This is a genomic window from Acidianus ambivalens, from assembly GCF_009729015.1.
Classification (GTDB): domain Archaea; phylum Thermoproteota; class Thermoprotei_A; order Sulfolobales; family Sulfolobaceae; genus Acidianus; species Acidianus ambivalens.
The window spans coordinates 1488781-1513650 of sequence record NZ_CP045482.1; the positions used below are offsets into that span (position 1 = coordinate 1488781).

22 protein-coding genes and 2 pseudogenes are annotated in these 24870 nt (G+C 35.1%); 13 read left to right on the forward strand and 11 right to left on the reverse strand.

Annotation, left to right across the window (positions count from 1 at the left end):
- Nucleotides 1-292: 292 nt before the first annotated feature.
- From D1866_RS08635 to D1866_RS08645, 3 genes are read right to left on the reverse strand one after another with little or no spacing between them, the layout of a single operon-like run.
- A complete protein-coding gene (locus D1866_RS08635; RefSeq protein WP_152941301.1) occupies nucleotides 293-673 on the reverse strand; it encodes a PaREP1 family protein in 381 nt (126 codons plus the stop codon).
- A 36-nt stretch (nucleotides 674-709) separates the two neighbouring features.
- Nucleotides 710-2173 (reverse strand): amino acid permease, encoded by a 1464-nt coding sequence (locus tag D1866_RS08640; protein ID WP_152939114.1) that lies wholly within the window; start codon nucleotides 2171-2173, stop codon nucleotides 710-712.
- Nucleotides 2174-2212: 39 nt separating this feature from the next.
- Nucleotides 2213-2437: an AbrB family transcriptional regulator gene (locus D1866_RS08645; protein WP_231136291.1), complete on the reverse strand. Its 225-nt coding sequence runs from the start codon at nucleotides 2435-2437 to the stop codon at nucleotides 2213-2215.
- Between the two features lie 151 nt (nucleotides 2438-2588).
- Between D1866_RS08645 and D1866_RS08650 the strand changes: the two genes are divergently transcribed.
- Together D1866_RS08650 and D1866_RS08655 are read left to right on the forward strand one after the other, a co-directional pair.
- On the forward strand, nucleotides 2589-2999 hold the full coding sequence (locus tag D1866_RS08650) for a hypothetical protein (RefSeq protein ID WP_152939116.1): 411 nt from the start codon (nucleotides 2589-2591) through the stop codon (nucleotides 2997-2999).
- Between the two features lie 79 nt (nucleotides 3000-3078).
- The gene (locus tag D1866_RS08655) at nucleotides 3079-3585 is read left to right on the forward strand and encodes a C2H2-type zinc finger protein (protein ID WP_152939118.1); all 507 of its coding nucleotides are present in this window, start codon (nucleotides 3079-3081) and stop codon (nucleotides 3583-3585) included.
- 11 nt (nucleotides 3586-3596) lie between these two features.
- Here the strand turns inward: D1866_RS08655 and D1866_RS08660 are convergent, their stop codons facing one another.
- Complete coding sequence (locus D1866_RS08660; RefSeq protein WP_152939120.1) at nucleotides 3597-4745, reverse strand: family 1 glycosylhydrolase; 1149 nt, start codon at nucleotides 4743-4745, stop codon at nucleotides 3597-3599.
- Nucleotides 4746-4772: 27 nt separating this feature from the next.
- Nucleotides 4773-7437 (reverse strand): annotated as a pseudogene (locus D1866_RS08665) (glycoside hydrolase family 57 protein).
- 351 nt (nucleotides 7438-7788) lie between these two features.
- On the opposite strand from D1866_RS08665, the gene D1866_RS08670 reads away from it, so the two are divergent.
- Genes D1866_RS08670 through D1866_RS13135 form a run of 5 tightly spaced genes read left to right on the forward strand, consistent with a single transcriptional unit; the run spans nucleotide 7789 to nucleotide 14050 of the window.
- Nucleotides 7789-9336 (forward strand): extracellular solute-binding protein, encoded by a 1548-nt coding sequence (locus D1866_RS08670; RefSeq protein WP_152939122.1) that lies wholly within the window; start codon nucleotides 7789-7791, stop codon nucleotides 9334-9336.
- Nucleotides 9333-10226: a carbohydrate ABC transporter permease gene (locus D1866_RS08675; RefSeq protein WP_152939124.1), complete on the forward strand. Its 894-nt coding sequence runs from the start codon at nucleotides 9333-9335 to the stop codon at nucleotides 10224-10226. Before D1866_RS08670 ends, D1866_RS08675 begins: the two co-directional genes overlap by 4 nt.
- 10 nt (nucleotides 10227-10236) lie before the next feature.
- On the forward strand, nucleotides 10237-11097 hold the full coding sequence (locus tag D1866_RS08680; protein WP_152939126.1) for an ABC transporter permease subunit: 861 nt from the start codon (nucleotides 10237-10239) through the stop codon (nucleotides 11095-11097).
- The gene (locus D1866_RS08685; protein ID WP_152939128.1) at nucleotides 11098-12180 is read left to right on the forward strand and encodes an ABC transporter ATP-binding protein; all 1083 of its coding nucleotides are present in this window, start codon (nucleotides 11098-11100) and stop codon (nucleotides 12178-12180) included. It begins immediately after the preceding gene.
- Nucleotides 12173-14050 (forward strand): glycoside hydrolase family 15 protein, encoded by a 1878-nt coding sequence (locus D1866_RS13135; protein WP_196773421.1) that lies wholly within the window; start codon nucleotides 12173-12175, stop codon nucleotides 14048-14050. Before D1866_RS08685 ends, D1866_RS13135 begins: the two co-directional genes overlap by 8 nt.
- Here D1866_RS13135 and thsA read toward each other — a convergent pair.
- Nucleotides 14030-15673, reverse strand: a complete 1644-nt coding sequence (gene thsA / locus D1866_RS08695) for a thermosome subunit alpha (RefSeq protein WP_013775099.1) — start codon at nucleotides 15671-15673, stop codon at nucleotides 14030-14032. The two genes, D1866_RS13135 and thsA, sit on opposite strands and share 21 nt — an antisense overlap.
- Nucleotides 15674-15903: 230 nt before the next feature.
- Here thsA and D1866_RS08700 point away from each other — a divergent pair, with 230 nt between their 5' ends.
- The gene (locus D1866_RS08700; RefSeq protein ID WP_152939130.1) at nucleotides 15904-16788 is read left to right on the forward strand and encodes a pirin family protein; all 885 of its coding nucleotides are present in this window, start codon (nucleotides 15904-15906) and stop codon (nucleotides 16786-16788) included.
- Between the two features lie 109 nt (nucleotides 16789-16897).
- Here D1866_RS08700 and D1866_RS08705 read toward each other — a convergent pair whose 3' ends face one another.
- The 3 genes from D1866_RS08705 to D1866_RS08715 are packed head-to-tail and all read right to left on the reverse strand — an operon-like array spanning nucleotide 16898 to nucleotide 19387.
- Nucleotides 16898-17296 (reverse strand): alpha-E domain-containing protein, encoded by a 399-nt coding sequence (locus D1866_RS08705; RefSeq protein WP_152939133.1) that lies wholly within the window; start codon nucleotides 17294-17296, stop codon nucleotides 16898-16900.
- Nucleotides 17289-18089, reverse strand: coding sequence for a transglutaminase family protein (locus tag D1866_RS08710; RefSeq protein WP_152939135.1), 801 nt, complete (start codon nucleotides 18087-18089; stop codon nucleotides 17289-17291). The genes D1866_RS08705 and D1866_RS08710 overlap by 8 nt, the downstream gene beginning before the upstream one ends.
- Nucleotides 18077-19387 (reverse strand): circularly permuted type 2 ATP-grasp protein, encoded by a 1311-nt coding sequence (locus D1866_RS08715; RefSeq protein WP_152939138.1) that lies wholly within the window; start codon nucleotides 19385-19387, stop codon nucleotides 18077-18079. The genes D1866_RS08710 and D1866_RS08715 overlap by 13 nt, the downstream gene beginning before the upstream one ends.
- Nucleotides 19388-19597: 210 nt before the next feature.
- On the opposite strand from D1866_RS08715, the gene D1866_RS13510 reads away from it, so the two are divergent.
- Together D1866_RS13510 and D1866_RS13515 are read left to right on the forward strand one after the other, a co-directional pair.
- Nucleotides 19598-19957, forward strand: a complete 360-nt coding sequence (locus D1866_RS13510) for an AAA family ATPase (protein ID WP_231136294.1) — start codon at nucleotides 19598-19600, stop codon at nucleotides 19955-19957.
- Nucleotides 19958-20105: 148 nt separating this feature from the next.
- Nucleotides 20106-20456 (forward strand): hypothetical protein, encoded by a 351-nt coding sequence (locus D1866_RS13515; protein WP_231136295.1) that lies wholly within the window; start codon nucleotides 20106-20108, stop codon nucleotides 20454-20456.
- Nucleotides 20457-20473: 17 nt separating this feature from the next.
- Here D1866_RS13515 and D1866_RS08725 read toward each other — a convergent pair whose 3' ends face one another.
- Both D1866_RS08725 and D1866_RS08730 read right to left on the reverse strand, forming a co-directional pair.
- Nucleotides 20474-21352, reverse strand: a complete 879-nt coding sequence (locus tag D1866_RS08725; RefSeq protein ID WP_152939140.1) for a winged helix-turn-helix domain-containing protein — start codon at nucleotides 21350-21352, stop codon at nucleotides 20474-20476.
- A gap of 88 nt (nucleotides 21353-21440) precedes the next feature.
- On the reverse strand, nucleotides 21441-21683 hold the full coding sequence (locus D1866_RS08730; RefSeq protein WP_152939142.1) for a hypothetical protein: 243 nt from the start codon (nucleotides 21681-21683) through the stop codon (nucleotides 21441-21443).
- A 121-nt stretch (nucleotides 21684-21804) separates the two neighbouring features.
- On the opposite strand from D1866_RS08730, the gene D1866_RS08735 reads away from it, so the two are divergent.
- The 3 genes and pseudogenes from D1866_RS08735 to D1866_RS08745 all read left to right on the forward strand — a co-directional run bounded on the left by D1866_RS08735 (nucleotide 21805) and on the right by D1866_RS08745 (nucleotide 24845).
- Nucleotides 21805-22890: an AAA family ATPase gene (locus D1866_RS08735; RefSeq protein WP_152939144.1), complete on the forward strand. Its 1086-nt coding sequence runs from the start codon at nucleotides 21805-21807 to the stop codon at nucleotides 22888-22890.
- Between the two features lie 119 nt (nucleotides 22891-23009).
- Nucleotides 23010-24162, forward strand: a pseudogene (locus D1866_RS08740) (RNA-guided endonuclease TnpB family protein).
- Between the two features lie 395 nt (nucleotides 24163-24557).
- A complete protein-coding gene (locus D1866_RS08745; RefSeq protein ID WP_152939146.1) occupies nucleotides 24558-24845 on the forward strand; it encodes a hypothetical protein in 288 nt (95 codons plus the stop codon).
- The last annotated feature ends 25 nt before the right edge of the window (nucleotides 24846-24870 follow it).

Consider the following 24870-nt stretch of genomic DNA (forward strand, 5'->3'; position numbering starts at 1 on the left):
TTTAATCAACTTTAGTTATTGAGTTGTTATATTTCTAGTTTTCAAAGATAGTATAAGGAGTATAGGAGTTACTACTCCTATTACTATGGAAACTGACACCAGAGTACTATAATATTGTATTACATATCCAGCAACTACTATTGAGGTAAAAAGCCCATTCCAAATGCCTATAAAATACTTAATCGAAGTTTCGTACGTCCTTCCTATTCATCAATTTCTTAACGTTCTCTAACGTTTATCCTCACCGTAAAGAGGACACAATAATATTTTCGTATCTCCTTTATAAATTCCTCTAGCTTCTTTCAATAATTTTTCTATTGAATCTTTCGTCAGCAACTTGGACTAACCTAACAATGCTTTCCCTATATTTTTTTATTTGTTGGGCATCCAAGTTTACTGTTATCAATGCTATTGCAGATCCCCAACTTTCAATTATCCACTTGCCAAGAATAGAGGATAACTTAAATACCGCCTTATTGATTATTTCTGTATTCCAATCCTTATTTCTGACCTCAGAAATTATATCATCTTCCAGGAGAATACCAGAAAGTATTTTTATTGCTTCTTCTGCAGCTTTGTAATATTTTTCTGATGCTTGTAAAGTATCTCCTCTATCCAATAATTCATCAGCCTCCTCTAAGTAAACGTCCGCAGACGTTTTTAGAATTCGCATCATTAACATTATCTTCCCTTAAAATTAAATAGATTGTCATTCTGGTGGAATTTCCTTATATATTAAAGAGAGTTTTATTCCTTGTTTACTCCTAACCTTTTGAGATATTACGTACGTCACTGCACCGGTAATCGGCGGAATGAAAATAGAGATTATGTCAAAGGCAAAGTTTCCTTCGAAAATCACTCCTCCAAATGTAGAGTTAACTATTCCATAATATAATGTAATGAATACTACTGCGGAAAGTGTAATTACTGAAGAAATTGAAGTGTAAAGTACTCTTTTATCTAACTTGTAAAACTTTATTGACGCTATGGCGACGATCAAGTAATTCCATATAACGAACCAAAGTCCGTCAATTGCGAAACTTACTGAATATCCTAAGTACACTTCAACGTAATTGAATATCATTGAAACCAGAAAACTAAGTAGGAGAGCGTTGAAGGGAACACCTCTTTTGACATCAGCTAAAAATGCAGGCAATAATCTATCAAAAGATAAGGAGAATAAAATCCTTGAGGAGGCTCCTACATTAATCATTGCGTAAAGTAAGTACCAACTAAGCGCCGTCACGAATATAAACATGACTATTGCGGGATAATGAATGAAAGGCAACACTCCGAAGGAAAGAAGGGATGAAGTAGAAATTGGTAAATTCCAGCCAGAGATAACTGCCGAAACGTAGTTTTCCTTGCCAATTCCTATTTCTAGAGAAATTATTAAAAGTAATGCGAAAATTGTTGCAACAGTGTAAGATAATAAATACCCGGCTAGGAAACTTTTCCTACTCTTCTTTATTTCTCCCGCAAAAAACGAAGGAGCGTTAGCAAATGCAAATAATGACAGCACGAAGATAGAGGACAACGCAAAAGTTTGAGTATTTAATTTAGGATCTAGGCTAACTCCTGCATAATGGAAGGTAAGTAGTCCATAAATCATTATTACCGTACCTATTATCTGCAGGAAAGTTAAATAACGGAAAGTCCTTGCATAATATCTTTCGGAAGACGAGAGAAGGAAAGCTATTAGCACAATTAAAGTAGTAGTAATAAACAAATTCACAGGAGAAGAAAGTATTGAATTTGCAAAATTGATTAACGCCTCATTGCCTAGGCTGTAACCTATTGCTTGTAACCCTGGGACTATGACCATTATTACTTCAAGCATTGCTAACACGGGGAAGCCCATCATAAAGGACATCAACAAAGACATTCCTAAAATGCTCCCTGCAAAGGGTCCGAAAGCTCTGGAAACGTAAATGTAATCTCCTGCTGACCTAGGGATTAATGCATTAAGTAAATAATAATTGAGAACGAGCGGAATCATTAGTACTGCTCCAAGAATTACTGACAATATCCAGCTGGAGTTTGGCAAGAACGCTGAGACGAAAAGAGGATAAGAAACTCCAGCAGCAGGGCCTAGGAAGGAAAAGTTTAATGCGAAAGCATCTACTGCACCGAACTCCTTAACTAATCCCGTGGATTCTCTTAAGAACTTCATAAGCTTAAGTTGAATCTTCTACTTAAAAGATTAGGGTAGTTAAATTCCAAGAGATCTACTAATCTCTTCCCCAACTTCTTCTATTTCATCAGCAGTTATTTCTGCCCAGTACTTACGAGGAATTATTTCTATTGTACTTTCATCTTTTACTCTTATTAGGGCATGATCTCTTTCTTTTATGCCAGCACGCTCTGCAATATCTTTTGGGATACAAATGGTGTTATCCTTAGTTGCTTTCACTATTATAATTGCTGTATTTAACACAAGGATTAATAAACGCTCTAAATTAGCTCTGAACTATATATTACTATATAGTTTATATAACTTATATAGAGAAATATATACATAATGTACATTATATATTCAGAAGTTTTCATAATAAAAGCTTAAATTCATTAGTAAGAAAAAACATATTATGGCTGGCAAGTTTTTATTCATAACTAAAGATAAGAAATTTTTATTCGATGGAAAAGTGAGGGAAGTTAAGAAAGAGTTGCAAGATTTGGACGGAATGGAAATAAGGTTTGCCAGGCCAATGATTGTTTATGAACTAGATGGAGTAAATTTGAATTATTTTGTAAAAAATTATGGTCACCTCGCCGTTGGTGATTATACCGTATTAGACTTAGTTGATTTACTTGAGGAGAATAACTTCATCCTTTACGTAGATCATGAGAAGAGAAAAGTTGAAGTTTTCGTACAAGGTAAGGATGAAACTATTACTTTACCTTATTATACGTTAGACTTCTTAAGGTATTTATTGGCTAAAACTTCCAGAGGAGTATTATTAGAGAGCACAACTTTTGACTTAATAGACGAAAATTAAATTTCGCGAGATGCAAAGAATTCTTAAATCGAACTGAAAGTATGCTTAAGATTTAAAATATGTTGAACGAAAATAGCATATGGCAAATTTGACGTTATTCAAGGCTCTTCTATTAATAGGTTTTGAAAAAGTCGCTCCTCGTACATTAAAGCGGGGAGACGTTACTATTACAGTAACCTTCATTCCTAACGTTAAGTGGATTGTAAGATTACCTCACATAACTTATGAGCTTTCTACTCAAAAAGAGGTTTTACACAAGTTAGTGCATGAAGGAATAATTTCAAGAAAAGAATTGGAATATCTAGCGTCAATAGGATTGGACATAGCTAAGGAGGAAATAGTGCAAAGCGAGGAAATAACTACTGGAAGTTTAATTGATGTGAGGAGAGCTTTCATAACTCAAGTTATAATGCCTAGGTTGGAAATCTTGTTAAGAACTAACGGAATGAAATGCCCGGTTTGCGGTAAAAGGTTCAGGAGTACTACAGAATTTTATAACCACTTAAATACTACAGAAGTGAGAGCTGAAGAGCATAAGAAAATCCTTGAAGGTATATATGAAGAAGTTACCGGAATTAAACCTTAAGTTGAAAAGCTTTAGATTATTTTTAGTAATTCTTTAAAAATGAATGCACTAGGTCTAGGGTTTAAGTTAATATCATAAAGTCCAAATTTCATTTTATAACCAAAATTCCATTCAAAATTATCGTAAAGAGACCAGTACATATAAGCCTCAACATTAACTCCTGACTTTTTAATAGCGTTAACATGGTCTATTATAAACCTAGGCCTAATCTTATCCTTCTCGTCAGCAACTCCGTTTTCCGTTACCAATATAGGCTTACCAAAGCTAGATACCTTCTTAAGTACGTCAGTTAATCCTTCAGGATAAACCTCCCATCCGTAGTCGGAGACATCTCTGCCTTCCCTAGACCCAAATTGGCAGAAAGGACCATAGCCTTCTAGAGGAATGCCTTTCTCGTCAGTGACCAACCTTGTATAGTAATTTACGCCTAGCCAATCAAAATCTATCTTCCTCAAAAATTCAAAGATTTCATTTTCAACTGCCGAAGACCCTTGTACCGCAGGGATATTATATACTATTCCTACCTTCTCACCTTTCAATTCATTATAGACCTCTTGATGAGCCCTTATTACGTTATTCAAGCTGGTCTCATAAGCTTTCCTACTACTTATTCCAGGAGGGAAAATTCCTTGAAGATAAGCAAAAGTTACTAGCAAATTAGGCTCATTAAAAGTACACCATAGATCTGCATATTCTGAAAAATTATCGTGAATGAACCTCGAAAATTTAACAAATTCTTCTACGGTAGAGGATGAATACCAACCTAAAGGACCTTGAGTTAATAAAGAATCTCTAGCTACGATTGGATCGTGAATCCATAGAGGTAAATCAAAGTGGTTTAAACAGAGTATTACTTCAAATCCTTTATCCTTAAGGTCTTTTAATATTTCCTTATATTTAGATAGAGCTTCTTGAGAAACCTTATCCTTTGAAGGAAATAATCTGCCCCAGCTCAAGTTCATTCTCCAAATGCTTGCGTTTAGGTTTACTGCGAGGCTGTGCACTTCCCTATATCTAGACAAGTAAAAGTTCTTTGTAGGTAGTTCTCCAACAACTTTTTTGCTGGAAAGATTTACGTAATCAGTTAGCCATAAGTACCAATCTGAGTTCTGATTTAACTCCTCAAACTGGAATGATGAAATGGAAAATCCGAACTTCATTAAAAATAAAAAGACAATGCCTTATTATTAAATTACCTTTAATCCTTTCTCAACAAAAACTGCTATAATTGCTACTAAGAGAATTAACGGTAATAGTATGAATTCTGGCTGTGTGCTGTACTCTATCTTATCTATTTTTATAAAGCATTCTCCTCCTTGCTCAACTGTTGTTTTCTGAATTAGGAAGCCATGATGATTGATAGGTATTATCGCATCACCTACCTCTCCGCTGGTTACTTGTGAGTATAAGCAAACTTCAATTTTTCCAGAAATTCCCTGTAGAGCTACTATATTTATCCCAGGGTATAGTTTTACGATCTTACATACGCAATAGGTTCCATTACTTGCTACAACGTTCAAGGTTACCTTGCAGTGTAATCCATTATTAATTATTACGACTACACCGTTAAATCCCTCTATTACACACTTTATGTCAATTTTTGAGAATTGAGCTTTAACAGAATTAACTATTGTACTAGTGTAAAGTAATGCTTGCTCCTTAAACCACACTGGACCGTGAGCAGGAGAACCAGTTTGCCATGTCCAATCGCTCCCTTCAGCTATGTATAAGTAATTCCATAATGAGTAAAGTAAGTTAGTAGAGTTTGGAGTATCATTAAATAATAATGGAACTTCTGGTGAAAGTTCTTTGCCTAAAACTACCGTGTAAGCTACTAAATATTCTCTAGCTAAAGATAGGTTCTGCCAAATTTCAATTTTACATTGGCAACCATTGTTCCAGTAGTCTAAATTAAGATCCCACGAGTTAACTGGTAAATTAGTAATTACCGCTGTTGGCTTATGAGTTTTTATTGCCTCATAAGCAGTTTGTGTAATAAGCCATTTTCCTTGACACTGAGATAGTGACGAATATATTGCATAAAGATCTGCAGGTCCTGTAGTTGGATTGAATATTAATGGATTTTCACCATCTAGAGCTACAGTAACTACTCCTCCAGGGTGGGACATGTAGATTTGCGCTAATTGTTGTATCAATTCTCTGGCAGTGAGCTGAGGAGATTGACTGAAGAACTTGAATCCGAATTCGTTGGATAGAGTTGTATTTCTGAATAAGACATATATTGTTTGACCCAAGTTATTCTCAACGATAAATGGTTCGTCTGGGTTAATAGTTCCGTTTACTACAGTTACGTATGGTAAAAACGCTTCGCAGTCTAGGATTGTATATGAGATATTACTCTCGTTATAAATACCTACAAGGGCCATACAGAAAGCCATTTCTGGAGTCCAAGTACCATTAGCACAAACTCCAAACACAGTCTTGGTCATGTTTTTGCCCATTAGTATTTGAGTTTCTACATCACTCCAATAACCGTCTTCTAGTAATAGAGGTTGTAACGGATGATAAAATGGTACTGTAAGTACGTCAACTTTGCCTTCTCTCACTAATTTCTTAAATAGATTGAGAGTATAGTTAACTGCAAGAAGATCATGAGTAACGTTAATGCCAAAATTAGAGGTAAATGTTGCATTTTTCTCGTGTAATATAGTTTCCCATTGATAAAGCAGAACTGGCGTAAAGTCGATAGTTACTGCGACATTGAATTGATTTATGAGCATTGCTTGTAACTCGTATGAACCTACAAGCTGTTCGTTCCAATAAAAGTCTTGCCCAGTGTGTAACCAAACCCAAGGCTGTTCCCAAGAGCCATTTGGAGCTACGTATAATGGTTGATGCATATTCCATACTAATACGAAACTTAACGGTTCTTTATCAGTTGTATTTAATACATACAGTGCAGGTAATTGCGAAACTCTACACAAGGAGTTATTATAATAAATCTTTAATGTTGGATAGTAAATTCCTTGCGGAATGCAATTTGTATTAAATGTTAAATTTACTATATTTACTCCAGGATTTAAGTTAACTGTGTAAGTATGTGAAATAGAGCCTATGAGCAAGCAGAAAGAGGGCTGGATTACTTTGCCATATTCATTGTTTAAATAAATAGAGATTGTTACTTCTTCTCCTTCAGTGTAAACGTATCTACTATAGGTAGAATTTATGATAAAAATTGGAGAATATACATCTTGAATATAAAAGTTAGTGCAAGATGCGTTATGAATCCATGTGTTTAGAGTTTGATCATGATACACCCACTGAACCCACTGGCCTCGTTCGAATGGACCTATAATGATAGAATAGTTACCCCATAATGGGTTATATTTGCATTTCCTCACAAGTTATATTACTCCATGGTAAACCTGTTTGAGGTCCAGTGGTTAGTCCGTAATGAATAAATAGTTCGTCAGGAGCTCTACCTATTGTTGTAATTAATATTGAGCCGTTTGGAAGAACTGTAGCATAAGTCTGTCCAACGTTAGTCGGATTTACTTCTAAGTTCCAATTCCAAAACGGATGGCAATCGTAGTTTATCCACTGTCCTGTAGTATTATCATAAAATACCCACGCTATCCACGTTCCGTTATTGAACGGATCTATAGTTACTGTAAAATTACTTCCGTCCCACGACATTTCCTTATTAAAAACTTCCATCCATGGCTGTTGAGGGCCATTCTCTATACCGTAGTGTAAGATTACAGTGTTAGACTTACATATTCCGGATATATAAATTGTAACATATCCGGAGGAAGTTACATTAAAGTTTACTTTGTATCCTTGGGACTGAGCTAGCATTAACGTAGATGATAAACTTATCAATAAAATCATAAAAATGATATATGTAAAAATTCTGTGTTTCATTTGTATCATGTAAAACTTAATGGATTGGAAATAAAGTTTTCTTTCAAAAAGTTAAGTAAATTAGTAGGTTATATAAAGTTTTTAATCTTATCTTGAGAATTCCTATACACCTATCGTGGATTTTTTATATAAAAATTGACTAATTACATTCCAATATTTACTTTTTATATAAGAATTTGTTATATGTTTATATAGATACATAGCCTATAAAATTACTCCAACAATAATAACCAACATTAATATATAGTTATAGTTCTTAAGTTGTACAACAAAATTTAAAACATATTATACCCATAATTTTCTTGTAGGTGTAAATTAATGAAAGATGGAAAGAATTCCAAGCTAGCCTTATCTAAAATAACTGCTGCGGTAATAGTTGTAATAATAATTATAGCTGCAGTAGCGGTATTTTACTTGCTTATTAAACCACCGTCAAGTGTAACACCAACCACTACGTCAACAAAACCTTCCGTTAGTGGACCTTTAAACATAACAAATGCTACTGACTTAATGAAATTAGTAGGTCTTAATTCTACACCTTCTTCGCCAGTAACTATAACAGTTTGGAATAGTTACAGCACTTCCGAGAATCAAGCTTTCAACCAAACTTTAGCTCAGTTTGAAAAAGAGTTTCCATGGATACATGTGGACGTAACTTATGGAGTAGGTGTAGGATGCTCTCAATTTGAAGAAGCGGCAAAAGGTCATGACGCTCCTATAGTATATAGGGATACTTCAAATTCTGGAGGTGCACTATTCTGTGCAGGGCTTTTACTAAACTTGAGTGAATATTTACCTCCTCAAGTATTTTCATTATATCTTAATTGCTCTATATCCGATTGGTCAATAGGAAAGGCAGTTTATGGTCTTCCAGACGATATAAACTACATCGTGATGTTCTATAATAAGCAATACGTGCCTTATGCACCAAATACAACTTGCGAAATGGTAAAAATTGCTGAGGAAGTTAATACAACAGATCATGTGTGGGGAATTGCATACGGTGCGAGTGATGAGTATGGATATAGATTTGCCGCGTGGTTTGCAGGATTTGGAGGACAAATATTTACTACTCAAAACGGTCAAGTAGTTCCTGCGTTAAATTCCACGGCTATGGTTGACGCACTAAACTTCTGGTATAATCTAACTTATGATTTACACATTAATTATTTAGCACCATCTACTGGTGCTGGAGGAGCGGAAGGAGAATTATTTGAGGCTGGAAAAGCTGCTATCATATTTGACGGGCCTTGGGATCTCAACGCTTACTTACAGGCTTTAGGTTCAAACTTAGGTGCAGCACCATTACCAGTAGTAAGTCAAACTGGAATAAGGGCTGAGCCTTTCTTAGGAGCTACTGGTTGGATGATATCTAATCCATCAGTTAGCGGAGCAACGCCTTTGCAAATTAAGGCAGCATTAATATTCATATTATTTGTAACTAATTGCCAATCCGATTATAGATTATGGTGTATAGCCCACGATATTCCAGCTAATAAAATAGCTTATAATGAGGCTATGGCAGAGTTAAAAGCAGGAAAATTAACGCCATCCTACTTGAATCAAATAATGGAAGGAATTTTAGAGCAAGCCCAATATACGCAAAAGTTCCCCAATATACCACAAATGGCGTATTATTGGAATTCATTCCACACTGCAGCCAGTGAATTTTTCGCTCAGCAGATAAATGCACAGACTGCCGCTCAAACTATGGAGAGCAACTTTATCAACTGCTTAAAGAAGAACGGTTTGTTATCTTCTTCGTTTGAAATACTTCCATTACCTCCAGCGTTAATTGATGCAATACTCTTGCTATTATCAGTATTTATGATTCCAGAGATAAAATATAAGGTGAAAGCTTTATGACTAGCTCAAAAAATGGTAAAAATGAAGATAATGGTTTTTTATATATTCTCCCCATATTAATTCTCACAATTTTCGTATTTATTTTACCTTTAGTTTATGCATTATATATTTCCTTTACTAATATGAATTTATTTCATTTATTCAACTATAATATTGTTGGATTGAAGAATTATGCTATAATTTTTGAATGCGGGTACTTTTGGGAACTAATTAAGAATACTTTAATCTGGACTTTAGGTAGTCTAGTTACTATGATGAGTCTAGGGTTTTTATTAGCATTGATATTAAATCAGAGAGATCTTAAGGGTAAATCGATATTTTATGCTTTCCTTATCTTACCTTGGGCGTTTCCCGGGTTTATATCTCTTCTAATTTGGCAGGGACTCTGGGTCGATCCTTACGGAATGATGAATAAGTTAATTTTACCTATGTTGCATTTACCTAGGATTAATTCATTAATTTCAACTACTGACGCTTGGATAGAATTAATTTTAACCAATGACTGGCTATCTTTCCCGTACTTTATGACTGTATTTTATTCTTCCCTGCAGAGCATACCTCATGAACTTTACGATCTTGCAGAATTAGATGGAGCAGGTACATTAACTAAATTCTTCAGAATTACTTTGCCTTCACTTAAGAGAACTATAGCTTTCGTTTTCATAACGAGTTTTGTATTTACGTGGAACAACTTTTATCCAATATTTATCCTAACAGGTGGCGGTCCAGGAATTTCCACAGAAACGTTCATAGTTTATGCTTATGAAGAAGCATTTGACTACAGTAATTTTGCCTTAGCTTCAGCATGGTCAGTAATATCTACGATATTCGTAATAATTTTAGGCTTAATTGTAATAAAATATACTCATATATTAGATTCGTTTAGTTAAGGTGATATAAATGAAACTCTTTAAGTATATTAGATTGGCAATTTCATATGCAATTTTAATATTCATGGTTCTTTTTTCCGTATTTCCATTATATTATATAATAATGACCTCTTTAAGTAACGCTCCTAATTTAATATCCTTAGATGTTTCAGATTTGTTTCCTAAACATATTTACTTTACCGCTTATAGGGAATTATTAACAGCTAATTACTATGGCGGAAGCTTTCCTTTATGGATTAGGAATAGCATAATTTTAGCATCTTCTACTGCGCTTATTTCCATTCTGCTTGCAATGCTAACTGGTTATGCTCTGTCTAGGTTGAATATTCCAGCAAAGAAAACCTTAGCAGCGTTTATTTATATAGTAACGTTTTTCCCTTACACGGCTACAGCAGTTCCATTATATCTAATGTTTGCAAAATTCCATATGTTAAATTATATAGGTTTAATTATAGCCTATACGCCAGGAACTTCAATATTCGCGGCATTCTTAGCAAAGCTTGCAATAGATTCTATTCCACCGTCGTATGAGGAAATAGCTATGGTTGATGGACTTTCTAGATTTCAAGTATTTCTAAGGATTGTTATGAGACTTGCATTACCAATAGTTGCTTTAACAGCTATACTTAGCTTTTCAGGAGCTTATTTAGATTTTGCGTTAGCTTATGCATTCTTATTACCACATATAAGTGAGTGGACTGCAACTATTGGACTATATTACGCTGCAGGACTTTTAAACTACGCTAGTGCTCCGGCATATAACCTCTTTGCCGCAGGCTCTGTTATAATGGGAATCCCATTAACGGCACTATTTATTGCTTCGCAAAGGATGATGACTAGGGCTTATAGTACTTTAGCTGGGGTGAAGTAAATGGCTCACGTAAAGCTAGAGGATATATGGAAGATATATAAGGAAAAGAAGAAGACGGTTGAAGTACTTAGGGGCATAAATCTGGAGATAGAGAAAGGAGATTTCGTAGTCATTTTAGGACCTTCGGGAGAAGGTAAGACTACTATACTAAGGATAATAGCTGGATTACTTAAACAAGATAAAGGTCACGTTTACTTAAGAGGAAAACTGGCAGACGATATGTCACCTAAAGATAGAAATATTGCCATGGTACCACAAAACTATGCTGTATATCCTTTCATGAACGTTTTTGATAACATAGCATTTCCATTAAAGATAGAGCACGTGCCTAAGGAAGAAATAAGAAAAAGAGTCTTAGAAGTAGCAGAAATGTTAAAAATCGATAATTTACTTGATAGAAAGCCTTCACAGCTGAGCGGAGGACAGTTACAGAGAGTCGCAATAGCTAGAGCTCTAGTTAAAAATGCGGATATAATATTAATGGACGAACCATTGTCAAACCTAGATGCCCAGGTTAGAGTATTAGCTAGAGAAGAGCTAAAAGAGTTGCAACAAAAGCTAGGGCCAACAATTATATACGTAACTCATGATCAAGCAGAGGCACTTAGCTTAGCTACTAAATTAGCACTTCTTCATGATGGAAAAATACAAGCTTACGGAGATCCTCTTGAATTATATGGACAGCCCAATAATTCTTGGGTAGCAAGTTTTCTTGGAAATCCTGCTATGAACTTAATAAGATCTGAAATAGCCGGTGAGAAGATTGAATTTGATGGGCAAGCAATACCTTTGCCTGAGAGGTTTAAAGGGATTATTAACTCAAACAAGGTAATTCTTGGTATAAGGCCTGAGAATATCGAAATATCACAAGATGGTGACATTGAAGGAGTAGTAGAGCTAGTAGAAAAACTTGGAAGTTTTACAATCACTCACGTAAGAGTAGGAAATGATATAATAAAGGTAATTGATAAGGCGTTCATAAAGAGGGAAAAAGGAGAGAAGGTTAAGTTGAAATTCGATTATAGCAGAATTGAACTATTTGATGCAGAATCTGGAGTCAACTTGATGATTAAAAATGGATAACAGAAAAAAGAAGAGGATAGTTAAAGTTATAATATTGCTTTTCATCCTTTTGCTTTCTTTTCCAGGTTTTTTCGTAATAGATACAAGTTCTGAAAGTTGTTATTCTAACCCTTATTATCCATCTTATTTATTGTTAAGTAACTGGAAGAATATTTCAGTTTGGATTCCTACCGGAATACAAGTTATAAATAGAGAACTTAATGGCTTTCCGCAATACAATGCATCAATAAGAAATGTATTTCTAGGAGGAATAGGTATACTTAATCTTACTGTTTGCCTTGGAATTAATACAAAGAAAGCCTATCTTCAACTTAACAACACTGTGTTGCTAGAATGTAATAATTCAGTCTGTATAATACTTCCTCCTTATACTAGTTATTTGTTACTCATCCTAAGCGTAAAAACTCCTTTCAACATTACTATAAAGTCAAATTCTTCTTGGCTGGCTCAGGATAACGAGTTCAAGAATAACATCTCTTGGTTAATATCAAATGGGAGTGTAATAATAAAGCGTACTAACTTAATTCTCTCTTTCCAAAAGACAGGAGAGTATTATGCAGAGATCTCACTACTTGTGCCTCCTTACGAAAACATATCTCACCTACTGTTGCTGAACAATGAAGCTGTTAAATCGTGGTTGGGTAAAAGCGTTACTCCTAAATATTTACCTAAATCTTTATTGAGAGAATATTATTTATCTTTACTTTTAATAAAGGACGATCAAAATCCCTATTTAGGAGATTTTGCAGCTTCTCCTTCTCCAATATATCTTTATTCATGGGTTAGAGACTCTTCTTTTGCAGCTTTAGCATTACAAGAGTCTGGGCATTATTATTCAGCTTTAAAATATTGGCTATGGATGGCTAATGCTACTTCAATGGGTAACGGAACATGGTATACGAGATACAACTTCTATACTGGAAAGCCTTGCATAGGATTTGGAATACCAGAATTAGACAGTCTAGGTTTATTTGAAATTGGAGTATACAATTTTTACATTCTTACGCACAACGTTTCTTTCCTAGACGAGGTTAAGCCTAGGCTGTGCGAAATAATAAAGTATCAAACCTATGAAATTCTCGAATCTAAATTCCACTTAGTTCCCGAAGACTTAAGCGTATGGGAAGATAGGTTAGCTTATCACTTCTGGACACAATCCTTTAACGATCTAGGTCTGTACGATATGGAAAAACTGGGGTTTAATGTTAGTTATGAGGAAAAATTGTTAAATGAAAGTATATTGAAATATTTCTGGAAAAATGGATATTTCGCCTCAGCTCTAGGAGAATCTGTACTCTATGAAGAAAATGGAGAAGTAGAAGTATTATGTCCATTACCGCCTGCAATAGATTCGTCAACGCTACTACCACTAGATATGGGTTATTTACATTTGGATTCAAATTATACTAATCAAGACTTTAACTCTGTAGTCTCTAACCTAACAGTTAATGGAGGGCTTTCGAGATTCCCTGACGACCTTTATCATTATTCCGAGTCTCTGTATGATAGTTGTGAGTCCAGCCCTCCTTGGATTATTACTACAATGTTTGAGGCGTTGTATTATGCAGAAAAAGGTGAGACTAACTCTTCTATTAGACTATTATGTTGGGCATATAATCATTCCCAACAAGGATTATTGCCAGAAGCGGTAGCCCCTGTAAAGGGATACCCATTGCCTACAACTTCTCCTCTCACGTGGTCTTCAGCTATGTTTATCATAGTCTCTCTCAGTCTTAAGCCTCAAATAACTACGACTACTAACATAACTCCTACTAATGGATTTATATTGTATTCAATCATAGTATTAGCAATTATTACTATAAGTGTAATAATATATAGAAAAATTATTTTACATTCCCGGCATTCCTGACATTCCTGGATATCCGCCTTCTTGCTGTTGCGGCTGTTGCTTTGCTGGAGCTGCAGCAATTAAGTCATCAATTTTTAATATTGCTGTTGCGGCTTCAGTTGCACCTTTCAATACTTGTTCTTTAACCTTTAGAGAATCAACAACCTTAATCTTAGTCATGTCTTCAACCAGTTTACCCTGCATTACGTCGACTCCGCTCTTATCTAAGCCTTTTGCGTGCATTGTCCTTAAGTTAACCAAGGCCTCTGTAGGATCTAATCCGGCAGTTTCTGCTAAAGTCACAGCGATTTCCTCTAATGCGTTAGCGTATGCCTCTAATGCCAACTGTTCCTTTCCTGGTAATGTTTCTTTTCTAAGTCTCATTGCTAGTTCTTCCTCAAATGCTCCTCCGCCGGCAACTACATAAGGATATATTATTACGTTCCTTACTGAATTTAATACATCGTTTAAGCTCCTCTCAACTTCATCCATAGCAATGTCAGTTGCTCCTCTTATTAATATGGTAACTACTTTAGCGTTTTTCACTCCTTCAATGAATATTGCCTTATCTTTTCCTACTGTCCTTTCTTCAACTACCTTTGCATAGCCTAAAGCTGAGGAATCCAAATCCATTTCAGAACTTATTATTGTTGCTCCGGTAGTCTTTGCTATTTTCTCTAGGTCACTCCTACTAACGTTTTTGATTCCCATGATCTTCTTTTTAGCTAAGAAATATTGTGCAATATCGTCCATTCCTTTTTGGCATATAACAACGTTGGCTCCAGTAGCAGCTATCTTATCTACAATACCCCTTAAGTACTTTGCTTGTTCATCAAGTGCAGCTTTAATTTGCTCAGGAGAGGTCAAACTTAGCTTTGAGGAAATTTCCGTCTTCTGAACTTCTAATGGAAAATCTATTACCGCGATCTTAGCTTCATCAATCCTCCTAGGCATTCCTTCGTGGGCAACTTCCTTATCTAGTACGAAACCTTTAATTAACTCTGTATCTTCTACGGATTCTCCTCTCTTCTTTACCATTTTTATGTTACTTAAATCAATGACGTATTCGTCTCCTACTTTATCCATTACTGAGAGCACTGCATCAATAGATAGGTCTATTATCTTATCTAGTTCTTCGCCTTCAGAGAAGAACTTACTTGAGAGTGTTGTATATGCTACTTCTCTTAAATAATTTCTATCCTCTGGATTTATTTTTATTGCTATTTCCTTCGAGATCGCTAACGCCTTGTCTAAGGCTTTCTTAAATCCTTCAATAATAGTAGTGGGATGAATATTTTGGTCTAGAAGTTTTCCTGCCTCATCTAGAAGGAAACCTGAAAGTACTACTGCAGTAGTTGTACCATCTCCAACTTCAGAATCTTGAACTTTTGCAGTTTCTACAACTATCCTTGCAGCTGGATGCTGAACTTCTAAATCCTTGACTATTGTAGCTCCGTCGTTTGTTATTGTAATATCGTTTGTTGAAGACACCATCATTTTGTCTAATCCTCTTGGTCCTAAGGAGGTCTTTAGCATTTCTGCTAGAGTCCTTACTGCAGTTATGTTTGAAAGAATTACGTCCTTTCCTGATTCTCTGCTTGTGTTTTCTCTGAATATTGAAGCCAAATTCTCACGGGGTAACATTAGTATTGGTTATATAAATAACTGTTCATCAAGTTGAAGGAAGAGATGTGAGAAGCTTAATAGTGAAGTATTTTTGTTTGTTTGTTTTTCTTCTTTCTTTCTCTCTTCTTTTCCTTCTTTAGTAATTACTATTTATCATTACTCGTGACTTTCATATAATTTTTCTCTATCTAAGATAACCATAACTATGTTGAACTACTTTTATAACTATATAAATTAACGATTAAATCATGATAAGAAAAGTTTCTGGCTTAATACAAGGTAAATATACTTATGACGGTGCAGGAGTTAAATTATACAGGGTTTTTGGAGGTACGTCAACTTATCATCTGACAGATCCTTTTCTACTCTTGGATTTCTTCGGCTCATCAAACGTAGAAGATTACATTAACGGATTTCCTTGGCACCCTCATAGGGGAATAGAAACTGTAACTTACTTATTACAAGGTAAGGTAGAGCATGAAGACAGTGAAGGAAATAAAGGAGTTATTTACCCCGGAGAAGCACAGTGGATGACCGCAGGAAGCGGAATATTTCATCAAGAAATGCCAAAGCCTCTTGACGAGAGTGACATTTTGCACACTCCTATTTTAACTACTGAAAATAAAGGACTACAATTGTGGATAAATCTTCCGGCTAATAAGAAAATGACATCTCCTATATATAGAGATATAAGGAGAATTCCTAAGGTAAAAATAGATAAAGGCGAGGTTAAGGTCCTTTCAGGGGAATTCATGGGAGTCGAAGGCCCAGTAAATGCAGGGATTGATGTCGATCCTACTTACCTTGATATAAAACTTGAGGAGGAAGGAGAATTTCGTCATGGTGTTCATCCTAAATATACAGTATTAGCGTTTATAATAGAAGGTTCTATTGATTTCCCTGTAAAAGTAGGAGAAGGTAATTTGCTAATATTTGATGATGGGGATGAAATTTACATAAAATCTAAAGGTGGAGCTAGGCTAATTTTACTTTCCGGTAAACCTCTTAGAGAAGAAATAGCTTGGTATGGGCCTATAGTTATGAATACTGAGGAGCAAATTATTGAGGCATTAAACGATTTGAGGAGGGGAACATTTGTTAAAAATAAGAAAGTAGAAAGAATAACTTACTGATCGCCAAAATTTACGATACATCTAAATAAGGAATAGACTTTAAGGTAAGCTTGAAAGATAGAATATAAACCTCACCTTAAAACTTTAAGTTATTCTAAAAAATTAACGATCAGACTGACTGAGTTTTTATTTCCTCTTGCTTTCTTGGTAGTGTGGTCGTAATTACTGGCTTTAGTTCGTCTTCAATTACTTCACCTAAGTAAAGTGTTGATCTTAAAACTGACGAGAAATATCCCCTTAAGTCTGAAGTTGAGGAATAAATTGCTCCTTCTAGTGATGATAACGCATTCATTACTTTTTCATTTCCAATAGCTCTTAAGTCTTCCCTTAATATTTCAAAGTTTTTGATTAAGTATTTTTGTACATCCTCACTTATTCCTAGGTATGAAGGAATAGAGGAAAGATCTCCGCCTTTATCTATGGCTAATAATGACATTCTACTTATGTTTTCAATTCTTTCTAAATACCTTCCTGCCCAAAATACTTTATAAGCAAGGCTTTTAATCAATTTTTTTCACCATAACTGTGAGTTTTTTAAGCCAACCTTTTCCTTTACTTACAAAAGTGCCTAGAATTGGAGGTGTGTCATAATAATCCCTGCCTATTGCGAACTTAACGTAGGCAATATTATAGAACCTTCTCCTAGTAGGATCCACAGGAATCCATCCTGAAGGCGATTTAAACTCTACCCAAGCGTGAGTACTTATAGGGTTATCGTTAACTAAGCCCATTACATATCTAGCAGGTATTCCGGAGGCCCTAAGTATCCCTATAGTAACTTGAGCAAAATCCTGACAAACTCCCATGCCTAGTTCAAAGCTTTCCTTTGCAGTTGTATCAACGTTAGTTACTCCTTCCTTATATCTTAATCTACTCCTTACGAATTCTACGGTATTTTTAACAAGGTCGTCTAAGCTTTTGGAGGATTTTAACAACTCTTTAGCTATTGGTTTAAAATACTCAACATCTATTAACCTACTAGAATTTAGGAATACCCCGTCCTCAATCTGACAAGGTAGCATACAATCCTCCATTTCCTTCAACTTGACATTTACAGAACTTTCACTTCTAATTACTAAGGAATAATGAGGTTCTATTACCTTAATCCTGTACACTATATTGCCGAACATGTCCTTGTATCTTGTCTTGTATCCTTTAGGTTCAGTGTCAACGTTCTCTTCCAACAATTCTTGGTTATCGCCATCGTAAGGCACAATCTTTAGTGTGTTATCATTACTGGTTACAACGTCCTCGTACTCATACTTAGCTTCATAAAGTACGTGAAACTTTAAACTATCCATAGAGGCTTCACCAAACCTCCAGAGGAATTATTAGTAACTCTACTGCCAACTGGGGCTACCCTACTTAAGATTGAAGTCGATGAGTCATTAACAAAAACGAAGAACCTCAAATCAGCATAAGCTTGATAAAACGAATCGCCTATTGCAGATATTACTGTATCGAAATCAAGAAGTTCTTGAGCCATGAATTCCTCAGGAGATTTCCTCACTTCATTGAGCACTTTCTTCTTCTCCTCTTCGCTCATATCATGTAAAACAAAAGTTCCTGACCCACCGTAGCCTTCTCTCCTTTTTATTACCATATTCTTTATCTTCTCCTCTATGTCTTCTTTTGTTGTACCTATAGGGAATGAGAACGGTTGCCTAACTCCTTCTTTTATTCCTAACTCCTCCATTATTTGTGGCATAAAGCAAAAGGTTATTTTATCGTCTGCTATTCCTGTCCCAGGAGCATTAACTATATTAACCCAACCCCTTAGGTAAGCATTCATCAAACCTGGAGTTAAAAAGTCCAAATCCTCTATTCTCCTATAAATAACGTCGACGTGGACTTCTCCTTCAAGGGTAGAGACTGTAACTTCTCCCTCCCTTATGTTAATATCTGACGGCTCAACAAGAAGAAGGTTGAGTTTATCGGAGTAGAACTTATGCTCAAAGTATGCGGAATTCAATGTACCGTCAGTTAATATTGCAATTACCGGGTCCCTAGTATCAGAAGCAGAGGTTAAAGTTTTCTTTAATTTTTCTAATCCGTCGCCTTCATTTCCTTTAACTGAAAATTTATCTCCAAGAACCTTTTCTGTAAGTTCATGAGCCTTTATTGCATAACTCATTCCTGAAGGTATTCTAACGTTATCCTCTAGGATATAAGGAATTCCCTTCACTTTAACTAAATCCTCTCCAAATATGTAAACGTATATTTCTTTAGGAGGATCAAATCCCATCATTTCTGGCCTAAAATAAGGTGATGTTTCTATCAGATCTTCTGGGACAACTACCTTATCTCCATGATAGTAAGAATAAAGGAATTTATTTATTGCCTCTGCCCTACTTTTTAAACCTTCAGAAATTTTCCAGAATTCCTCTTTCTTCAAAATTCTAGGTATAGGATCAATTTTTATTGATCTATAATAATTTCCAGTATAGAAAGTAAATCCCTCTCTATATGCTAACTCATTTATTAATTGTACATACTTAAAGAAGTCTGGAATTCTCTCTAAATCTGAAAGTAAAGTCTTGTAATGCTCCTCTTCGTATTCAAGAAAGCTTGTCTTATTTGTTCGTTTAATCTTTATCATTGTTTATACAGTATTTCAACGAATATAAAAGTATTATGAGGTTATATATAAAAAATAAAATGGATATCACGCAATTCTATTAAAAAGCATTCAGCACTGTACAAGTTAATGGGAATATAAATTGAAATTTCTTCTTTTAATGAGTTTCCTAGACAGAGAGCAAAATTTTTGATAATATTTTCCCGATTATATAATGGTGAAAATATATTCATGGAAATATTGCGAAGGGAATACAATGACGTAAAGAACTTCAGCTCTTGGACTTTAGTTTACGGTAGAAGAAAAGTTGGTAAATCCTTCCTAGTTAGAAAGTACGTAAATTATAATTTGTACTATGTAATAACTAGAGATTTACAAGCTTATTTTCCAGCAGACAACTCTTTTAGGAATCTTAATGAAGTTTTTTCCTTAACAATCAAAACTTTGAGGGAAAATAAAACAGTTGTTATAGACGAATTCCAAAGGATGCCCGAAAAATACTGGGATGCACTTAGTGTTGAGCATCCTAATGGAAAACTCATCCTTGTAGGCTCAAGCTTTAGGATAATGCAAAAGTTGGTAGATAAGTAAAGCCCGCTTTTAGGCCTTGTTTTACCTTATAATCTGGAAATTATCCATTATTCTGACGTTTTGAGTCAAGTAGGCGACCCTTTGCTATCATTGATACAATAAAATTTGAGGTTAAGGGGGCGGAAAGCCTCGCCTCTCTGAGGCGGGGATGGATAGCCCGGAGAGCGTTGGAGAACTGCCTATAGGTAGGGAAGTTCAATTTTCCATAGATGAGCTATTAGCAGAAAAACATAACGCTACTTTAGCTTATTCTCCTTATGAGGATATAGATATTGTGTTATTGGAGAAAGGGAAGCCAATTATAGGTTATGAAGTGAAATTGGGAGAGTTTTCAAAAGCTGAAGCAGAAAAATCAATAGAGAGAATAAGAAGAGCCGGAATTCCTAAAGCGGGATTAATTAGTTTAAAAGAGAAACCAAATTTTAACGCAGATGAAGAGCTAGGGCCAGGAGACCTGGTAAGAATTTCTAGAGACGTTTTTGAGAAGTATATTAAGTAAAGGAAACATGTAGCATTTTAGTTAATAAAATAAAATTTCTTAATGACTAGTGAAAGGATAATTACTGCAATGCTTAAGGCTAGCAATGGAAAATAATTTTTCATTTCATTCCTTTTTTGATATAAACTAAAGCCCATCAGCAATGACATTAAATCTATAAATGGGATAGGAAGAAATCCTGTAAATGCATCAATAATTATTATTACTGACCATATTATATTTGTAATAAACTCACTGTTTTCGTTCACATACCTAGGTAGAATACCGAAAAAGTATATTAGCGTAGGTATTAACGCATAAAAGTAGATTTTAATAGTCGCGAATCCTTGGAAAGTATATATTATAATGGGTAACTTAATCGTATACCCAGTAAATAGATAAAATGCAAACGGTACTACCAAGGACAAAATAACCATTAATTTCTCGAAACCTCTAGGCTCTATTACGTAACCTAAAAATGCTGATGAAATTAATGCAATAATCGACATAACGTAAATTACGTAGAAAATCTGAGAACCTTGGTGTATAGATGCTGAAAGTATTAATAGAACTACACCTAATAATGCTAAATATTGTGGCAAGACCTTATTATACAGAGTTTCGTCCTTATCTCCTTCAATACTTAGCATTATACTAACAAGCTGTTCACCTTTTTCATTAAGTTTATAATACTCTCCTTCTTTTTCTATTAAAGGTTCTAGAATTTTTAAATGATAATTTAATTTCCCTGTAGATAGTTTCATATCTCTAAGAATTTCTGAATAAGTAGCTTTTCCTTTATTTTTTAGATAAATTAAGATATCTTTTCTGGTCTTATCTTTAATAATCCTATTAAGATCCATAAGCAAATCTCTCAAGTATTCCTTAAATCCATTTTCCTTGACAAGACTTTTCATTACATTGTCATACGTAAAAATTCAATTTTTGTTATAAATAAATCTAGTAATGAGCTAATAGATTTAGAAAAACGATGATAATAGAAAATTATCTTTCTTTTGACTTTCTTAATTGATCAAATATTGAGGAAACGGTGAATAATATGTCCTTAACTTCTTTCCTCTCCTCTTCAGACAGTTTATCTACTTCCATGTCGTTTATTATGCTTAGTATTTCATCAGCAGTTAACTCCGCCTCATCACATGCTTCACAATCTACGCATTTTTTACAATTTCCATAAGCCCTCATGAACTCTTGGTATCTGTTTTTAATAACTAGGAAGTAATCCATAATGATAAATTATATCTCTTAATATAAGAAGATTACGCAACTAAATACCTTAGGTATAGTACAATTGCATACTATCCGTATAACTATTTAAACTACGGTACCGATATAATATCGGTACCGTATGGTGAAGTTCATATTTGGAAGAGAATTAACGGAAGAAGATGAATTCTTTGATAGAGAAGATTATGTCAACCTTTTTATGGAGTATATAGAAAGAAGACAGCCTATTGCCCTACTCGCTCCTAGAAGGATGGGTAAATCCTCGCTCTTAAATTACGTTAAACTAAAAGTGAAGGACAAATATGTAGTTGCTAAGATAAGCTTAGAAGGAATTACGTCGATAGAGGAATTTACCGATGAACTCACTGAAAAGTTAATCTTAGAGGCCGTGTCTAGTTCGTTAAAAATGAGGTTTAAAACAGTAGCGTCTTCTTTAGTTTCATCCCTAAATCAATTCTTAGGTTCAATCAAAAGTTTGGGAATAAAACTTTCAAACCTAGAGTTTTATATAGATCGTTATTCTCTATTTAAGGAGGAAAGACTAAAACCTAGCGAAATTCTGGATCATGTACTCCTCTTGCCGCAGAGAACTGCTGAAGACCTAGGGAAGAACGTAGTACTAATGATAGATGAGTTCCAAAAGATTAGAGTACTTAAACAGCCTTTCCCTAAAATCCTTGAACTGGCCAGGAAAAGGTTTCAGGAAAGTAAAAACGTTGAAGTAATAGTTTCTGGTTCAGAACTAGGCTTAATGGAAGAAATGATAACTCAGCCCAAAGAACCGTTTTATAATTATTTTAAAATAGAAAAATTAAAACCATTTGATAAGGAAACCTCTATTCGCTTCCTAAATGAAGGATTAAGAGGAAAATGCAAAGAATACTATGAGAAAATTTATGAAATAACTGAAGGAATTCCGGCTTGGTTAAACTTAGCAGGTTTAATTTTTGAAAGAGGTGAATGTAGTATTGAAGCCTTCCTTAAGGATCCTAATATAGAAATAGAATTGAAAAAGGACTTAGAAGGCCTTACGAGAAACGAAATTAAAGTGCTGAAGGGACTATCGGAGGGGAAAAAGTTGAGCGAGATAAAAGTATCTAACGTATATAGAGTTGTCAAATCGTTAATAAATAAGGGTCTTGTGGAGAAAGTTGATGAGAAATATAAGATAATAGACCCAATTTTATCGTTTTATCTGAGAAAATAAAGAGAGAGAAAGAAGGAAATAGATGCATTACAAGTTGGAGGTTAAGGGGGCGGAAAGCCTCGCCTTTGGGATGGATAGCCCCCTTATATTTAAATATTTCTTTTTCTTAAATTTCATTAATGGCCAGGAGGGGTAGTAAAGCGATCAGAGCTAGTGTTTCGATGAAGATCGCTCTATCTGATTCCCTCCTAGCCCTTGTTAATAACTACGTTAAAGCACTCCGTTTCACCCTATTCTGGCTGAAGGAAAATGTGAAAAACCCGGAAGAGAAGGGAGTGCTTTCGAAAGTCCACGAGGAGTTGTATGAGAAGTTAAGAGGGGAATACAATTTGCCGTCAAAGGTTGCTGAGGATTGTTATAGGGATGCCCTCTCGATATACAAGGGATGGTATAATAATCCTAAAAAGGGTAGGTTTCCAAGAGTGTATAAGCCAACAGTTTGGTTAACACCTAAAGCTAGCTATGACGTGGATTTCGAGAGGATGACTGTTAGGATTGCTGGTGTCGGAGAGCTACCAATCTTGGGATATCCTAGAAACCTCAAGGAGTACTTGAGTTGGAAAATGAGGGAGGCTAGGTTAGTGGTTAAGGATGGGAAGGCTTTCCTCAAGGTCGTTTTTGAGAAAGAGGAAGAAGGGAAAGTTGAGTCAAAGGAAAGTATTGCCGTAGACATTAACATGAGTGAGATAGTAGTTGGCAAGGACGACAGAAACTATGTTAGGATCTCAACTCGTCTTGGAGAGGTTTATCATTGGAAGTCTTTAGCTGAGAATTTGCAAAAGAAAATACCCAAGAAGGTGGAGGGAGAATAAGAGGATCCTAAACAGGATTCATTCCTTCCATCAAAAGGCTAAGAGGGTCATGGAGGATTTTGCTAGAAAAGTGGGGAAGTGGGTTGTTGAAGTAACAAGAATGATGGGTGCTAACGTCGTCAAACTAGAGAACCTTAAGAACCTCATTAAGAACGTGGAAAAGCTACCTAAGGAGTTTAGGGATAAACTGTATCTTATGCAGTATCGTCGTATTCAATATTGGATTGAGTGGCAAGCTAGGAAGCGTGGGATGATTGTTGAGTTTGTTAATCCCAGTTATTCTTCAGTCTCATGCCCTAAGTGTGGGCAAAAGATGGTTGAGGTTTCCCATCGTTGGTTTAGGTGTTCATGTGGTTATGAGAATGATCGCTACGTTATTGCAGTAGTTAATCTTAATGGGAGGGGTTCTCTGAGCCTCTCGACTGCCCCTCAAATGAGGGATGTAAGAGCGAATCGATGAGGGGAACCCTCGCTGGCGGGGAGGAAATCAGTTCATTTAGTTCAAGTTTATTAAGATGAGTAGGCTAAACAAGGAAATAAGTGAGTTAAGAGAGTTTCTTTCCGAAGATGATATAAAAAAGATCGAGGATAGCCACGAAAGACTGCATAAAGAGTTTAAGCTATGAATAGCTACGTTCAGTGATAATAGATATCTTAAAGGATAGGCTAAACATTATAGGATATTCTATAATAAGAGTTAGAAATTATTGGAATACTGAGTAAAAATAACATACTAAAGTTCTAGATTGAATAGAGGCCTTCAAGTCTTAGAGATAATGATGTTCTAGAATATTTTGAAATTTATTATAAACTAAGGAAAAAGTAGTTTAAATCTCCTAAAACCGAGTTAATAATATGGACAAAAAGTTTGAAGACCTTCCTTGCTCGGCTAAGCTTGTCTTAAAAGTAATAGAAATGAAAGGAAGGACTACGTTTAAGGAATTAAAAGAAGAAACTCTCTTACCGGATAGGACTTTAAGAGAGGCAATAAGGATATTAAAAGAAAGGGGTGCAATAAGGAGTAAGATTTGCCTAGATGATACTAGGACAAGGTACTATGAGATCTCGTGCTTAGAATTATCAGAATTCATGGATAAACTGGAGAAAGAAGATGAAAGAGAAATAATGAGAGGAGAGGAATGAAGAAAAATATAAGGAGAAGGGAAAA

Excerpts from the sequence above, each read along its gene's own strand:
- D1866_RS08635 (WP_152941301.1), bottom strand. The coding sequence starts at position 673 with ATGCGAATTCTAAAAACGTCTGCGGACGTTTACTTAGAGGAGGCTGAT.
- D1866_RS13510 (WP_231136294.1), top strand. The coding sequence starts at position 19,598 with ATGGAAATATTGCGAAGGGAATACAATGACGTAAAGAACTTCAGCTCT.
- D1866_RS08735 (WP_152939144.1), top strand. The coding sequence starts at position 21,805 with ATGGTGAAGTTCATATTTGGAAGAGAATTAACGGAAGAAGATGAATTC.
- D1866_RS13135 (WP_196773421.1), top strand. The coding sequence starts at position 12,173 with ATGGATAACAGAAAAAAGAAGAGGATAGTTAAAGTTATAATATTGCTT.
- D1866_RS08680 (WP_152939126.1), top strand. The coding sequence starts at position 10,237 with ATGAAACTCTTTAAGTATATTAGATTGGCAATTTCATATGCAATTTTA.
- D1866_RS08670 (WP_152939122.1), top strand. The coding sequence starts at position 7,789 with ATGAAAGATGGAAAGAATTCCAAGCTAGCCTTATCTAAAATAACTGCT.
- D1866_RS08710 (WP_152939135.1), bottom strand. The coding sequence starts at position 18,089 with ATGGATAGTTTAAAGTTTCACGTACTTTATGAAGCTAAGTATGAGTAC.
- D1866_RS08730 (WP_152939142.1), bottom strand. The coding sequence starts at position 21,683 with ATGGATTACTTCCTAGTTATTAAAAACAGATACCAAGAGTTCATGAGG.
- thsA (WP_013775099.1), bottom strand. The coding sequence starts at position 15,673 with ATGTTACCCCGTGAGAATTTGGCTTCAATATTCAGAGAAAACACAAGC.
- D1866_RS08685 (WP_152939128.1), top strand. The coding sequence starts at position 11,098 with ATGGCTCACGTAAAGCTAGAGGATATATGGAAGATATATAAGGAAAAG.
- D1866_RS08650 (WP_152939116.1), top strand. The coding sequence starts at position 2,589 with ATGGCTGGCAAGTTTTTATTCATAACTAAAGATAAGAAATTTTTATTC.
- D1866_RS08745 (WP_152939146.1), top strand. The coding sequence starts at position 24,558 with ATGGACAAAAAGTTTGAAGACCTTCCTTGCTCGGCTAAGCTTGTCTTA.
- D1866_RS08675 (WP_152939124.1), top strand. The coding sequence starts at position 9,333 with ATGACTAGCTCAAAAAATGGTAAAAATGAAGATAATGGTTTTTTATAT.
- D1866_RS13515 (WP_231136295.1), top strand. The coding sequence starts at position 20,106 with ATGGATAGCCCGGAGAGCGTTGGAGAACTGCCTATAGGTAGGGAAGTT.
- D1866_RS08700 (WP_152939130.1), top strand. The coding sequence starts at position 15,904 with ATGATAAGAAAAGTTTCTGGCTTAATACAAGGTAAATATACTTATGAC.
- D1866_RS08725 (WP_152939140.1), bottom strand. The coding sequence starts at position 21,352 with ATGAAAAGTCTTGTCAAGGAAAATGGATTTAAGGAATACTTGAGAGAT.
- D1866_RS08655 (WP_152939118.1), top strand. The coding sequence starts at position 3,079 with ATGGCAAATTTGACGTTATTCAAGGCTCTTCTATTAATAGGTTTTGAA.
- D1866_RS08640 (WP_152939114.1), bottom strand. The coding sequence starts at position 2,173 with ATGAAGTTCTTAAGAGAATCCACGGGATTAGTTAAGGAGTTCGGTGCA.
- D1866_RS08715 (WP_152939138.1), bottom strand. The coding sequence starts at position 19,387 with ATGATAAAGATTAAACGAACAAATAAGACAAGCTTTCTTGAATACGAA.
- D1866_RS08660 (WP_152939120.1), bottom strand. The coding sequence starts at position 4,745 with ATGAAGTTCGGATTTTCCATTTCATCATTCCAGTTTGAGGAGTTAAAT.